We start from the raw sequence: 2,909 nt of genomic DNA, 5'->3' as shown, positions 1-2,909 counted from the left end.
GCCTCTCCCCGCGCGGGGAGAGGCCGACCCGGGCGTCGCGTGCCCGGCGGGATGTCAGACAGGCCTTACGCCCGGTGGGCCGCCGGGCGCTCCGGGGAGGCCTCGGCGAGCGCCCGGGTGACCGCCGCGACGCCCTCGCGCAGGCCGTACACCGGGGTGCCGGGCTGCTGGCGCCAGGAGTCGTCGATCCCGCCGGCGTCCACCGTGTCGAAGCCCAACTCATCGATCAGCGCCCGCACCACACGCTTGGCCGCCTCGTCGTCGGAGGCGACCGGCACGGCGAGGCGCTCCGGGTCGCCCGCCGGGCGGGGGCGCTCCAGCAGGTCCTGGGCGTAGGTGCCGTTGAACGCCTTCACCACCCGGTGGCCGAGGTGCTGCTCCGTCCAGCGGCTCTCGGTCAGCCCGCCGTCCTCGATCGCGTCGATCCGGCCGTCGCGCTGCTGCGGGTAGTAGTTGCCGGTGTCGATCACCGCCACGCCCTCCGCCGCGCCGTCCAGCAGCCCGGCGGGCAGGGCCGGCACGCTCTTCAGGGGGACGGTGACCACCACGACCTGCGCGCCCTTCGCCGCCTCGGCGGCCGTCACCGCCTTCGCGCCGGTCTCCTCGACCAGCGCCTTGAGCGACTCCGGGCCGCGCGAGTTGGCCACCGAGACCTCGTGCCCGAGCGCGGTCAGCCGCCGGGTCAGGTTGCCGCCGATGTTGCCCGCGCCGATGATGCCGATCTTCATGGGAAAGCCCTCGTTCCGGGAGTGCCACAAGCTCGTCGACCTGCCGCAACCAGACGGTGACCGGTTCTGTTCCCGGCGACCCGAGTCCCCGCCGGACGGCGTACCGGATCCACCCGGCCGGCCGAGGTGTCCAATGGTGTGCATGACGAACGGCGCGACACTGCGCGAACTCATCAACGGGCTCCCCGAGGCCTTCGCGGCGGCCCCGCGCCCCGCACGGATCGACGCCTGCCCGTGCTGCACCACCCGGGCCGAGATCGACCTGCTGCTCCGCACGCCGCGCGAGCGGCTCGGGCCCGACGAGCTGATGCACTACGCCACCTCCGCGTTGAACACCGTCGGGTCGCCGGCCGACCTGCGGTACTTCGCGCCGCGGATCCTCCAGCTCGTCCTCACCGGTGAACTCACGGTGCCCGACCTGGAGGTGGTCGGCATCAAGCTCGCCCAGGCCGGCTGGCGCGACTGGCCCGAGGCGCCGTACCTGCGCCGGCTCCTGGACGCGCTCTGGTCGGACGTCCTCGGCAACGCCGACGAGTGGTGGGACGCCGAAGCCGTGGTCTGCGCACTCGCCGGCGCCGACCCGGACATCGGACACCGGTTGGCGGAATGGGCCCACTTGGCGACCCCGACCGCCGTCGAGCGGCTGCACGAGTTCGTCATGACCGGCGGCGGCAAGCCCCGGAATGCCTTCTGGGACAAGCAGGGCACCCCCTACCGGACGTTCGTCGACTGGCTGCGCGGCCCCGACCTCCGACTCGCCGTCGAAGCAGCCGTCCTGCGAACCGACGACCCGGTGCAACTCGAACAACTCTCCACCGTCCATGACATCCTGACGACTTTCGCGTAGCGTCCGTTCGTATGACTCACGACCTGGCGCCGCCACTCCTCGTGGTCGCGGCGGTTCTGCTCGCCGTCAAGGTGAATCGGCGCCGACGGAACGGGAATCCGGTACCGCTACTGCCCCGATCCACCCCGGCCCGGGCGGTCGCCGTGGCTGTCGTCGCGCTGGTGGTGGTCTCGGGCGTGCTGGCGGGCGGGCCCTGGACGGCGTCGATCATCCCCGCCGTGGCGCTCGGCGGACTCGCGGGCGCCGGCGTGGACCTCCTTCACCGTTCCCGCCGTTGACGCCGTCCCCGGGGCGCCGGCCACGGCATCCCGGCGGCCCGGCCGACCTCGCGTGGCGTCACCAGGATGGGAGGCGCCTCTCGTGCCGGTCACGGCTGGAGCACCAGCAGGTCCCGTTCGTACATCCAGGCGGCGACGGCCAGGGCCTGCTCGGCCGGCATGGTGCGGCCCCAGGCCCGCAGGGCCTCGGCGAGTGTGTGTCCGCCGTGCAGGGCTTCCGCCAGTGGGGCGAGTGCGTGCCCACCGAGGTAGGCCACCGGCCGGGGCAGCGCGGGGTGGGTGAGCGTGGGTCGGAGCGCCACCTGGTCGCCCACCACGCAGGGGGTGCTCGTCAGCCGACCGGCCGGTGCCAGTCGGACCCGCCGGTGCATCAGCGCTGCCAGGTTCGTGCGGGTCGCGGGCGCGGGTGAGGCGGCGGGCCCGGGGGCGGGGAGCGGCCGGGCGCGTCGGCGCCAGAAGGTGTTGCCCCGGTGCGGGAGGTGTTCCGCGTAGTGGTCGCCGGCCCAGCGTGCGTGCTGTTCGACCGAGGAGAGCTGGCTGTCGCGGTAGTAGGTCAGCGCGGCCTTCCGGTCGCCGCCCGGGTCGAGCAGGGTGTGCACGGTGACCGCCCCGGCCATGGCGGTCTGCAGGGCCTTGTCCACCCCGGAGGAGGAGAGCGGGTCGAGGGCGAAGGCCGCCTCGCCCAGGCTGATGCGGTCCTCGGCAACGGGGTCGGGGTCGTGGTAGCCGGTGGCGTCGCAGACCGCCACCGCGCTCGCGGGCCGCTCTCCCGCGAGTCCGCGCAGCAGTTCGGAGCCGCCCAGCAGGCCTCGCAGGAAACCGGCGAGGGAGGAGCGGCGGACGCCGGACCGGTGCAGCTGTTCCGGGTCGGTGAAGGCCATGGCCCGGTAGGCCCCGTTCGGCAGGGGCGTGCCCCACAGCCAGCCGTGCGGCCCGGCCTCCAGGCAGGTGGGGAACCGGGCCGGGCCCGGCGGCACCCGCCCCGGCGCGGACCGCGCCGCCGGGCCGCCGCCCGGGGGGGGGCACCCCCCGCCGCCGGTGCGCCCCCCGCCCGGG

Annotated in this window: 4 protein-coding genes; 2 read left to right on the top strand and 2 right to left on the bottom strand. The window is 74.9% G+C overall.

Annotation, left to right across the window (positions count from 1 at the left end; all coding sequences use genetic code 11):
- Positions 1–65 precede the first annotated feature (65 nt).
- Positions 66–728 carry an NADPH-dependent F420 reductase gene (locus ACFVWU_RS34395; protein ID WP_387628139.1) on the bottom strand — a complete coding sequence of 221 codons (663 nt, stop codon included), beginning with the start codon at positions 726–728 and terminating at the stop codon, positions 66–68.
- Between the two features lie 142 nt (positions 729–870).
- On the opposite strand from ACFVWU_RS34395, the gene ACFVWU_RS34390 reads away from it, so the two are divergent.
- Positions 871–1,575, top strand: coding sequence for a hypothetical protein (locus ACFVWU_RS34390; RefSeq protein ID WP_387628136.1), 705 nt, complete (start codon positions 871–873; stop codon positions 1,573–1,575).
- An 11-nt stretch (positions 1,576–1,586) separates the two neighbouring features.
- Positions 1,587–1,853 (top strand): hypothetical protein, encoded by a 267-nt coding sequence (locus ACFVWU_RS34385; RefSeq protein ID WP_387628134.1) that lies wholly within the window; start codon positions 1,587–1,589, stop codon positions 1,851–1,853.
- An 89-nt stretch (positions 1,854–1,942) separates the two neighbouring features.
- Here ACFVWU_RS34385 and ACFVWU_RS34380 read toward each other — a convergent pair.
- A partial coding sequence (locus ACFVWU_RS34380) for an NAD(P)/FAD-dependent oxidoreductase (protein WP_387628132.1) occupies positions 1,943–2,909 on the bottom strand: 967 nt, incomplete at its 5' end.

It is taken from the genome of Kitasatospora sp. NPDC058190 (assembly GCF_042883685.1).
GTDB lineage: Bacteria > Actinomycetota > Actinomycetes > Streptomycetales > Streptomycetaceae > Kitasatospora.
The sequence above is the reverse complement of the archived record's forward strand: the minus strand, read 5'-3'. Positions and strand labels throughout refer to the sequence as shown.

Bases quoted from the DNA above. Each gene is read 5' to 3' on its own strand.
- ACFVWU_RS34395 (WP_387628139.1), bottom strand. From the start codon at position 728: ATGAAGATCGGCATCATCGGCGCGGGCAACATCGGCGGCAACCTGACC.
- ACFVWU_RS34390 (WP_387628136.1), top strand. From the start codon at position 871: ATGACGAACGGCGCGACACTGCGCGAACTCATCAACGGGCTCCCCGAG.
- ACFVWU_RS34385 (WP_387628134.1), top strand. From the start codon at position 1,587: ATGACTCACGACCTGGCGCCGCCACTCCTCGTGGTCGCGGCGGTTCTG.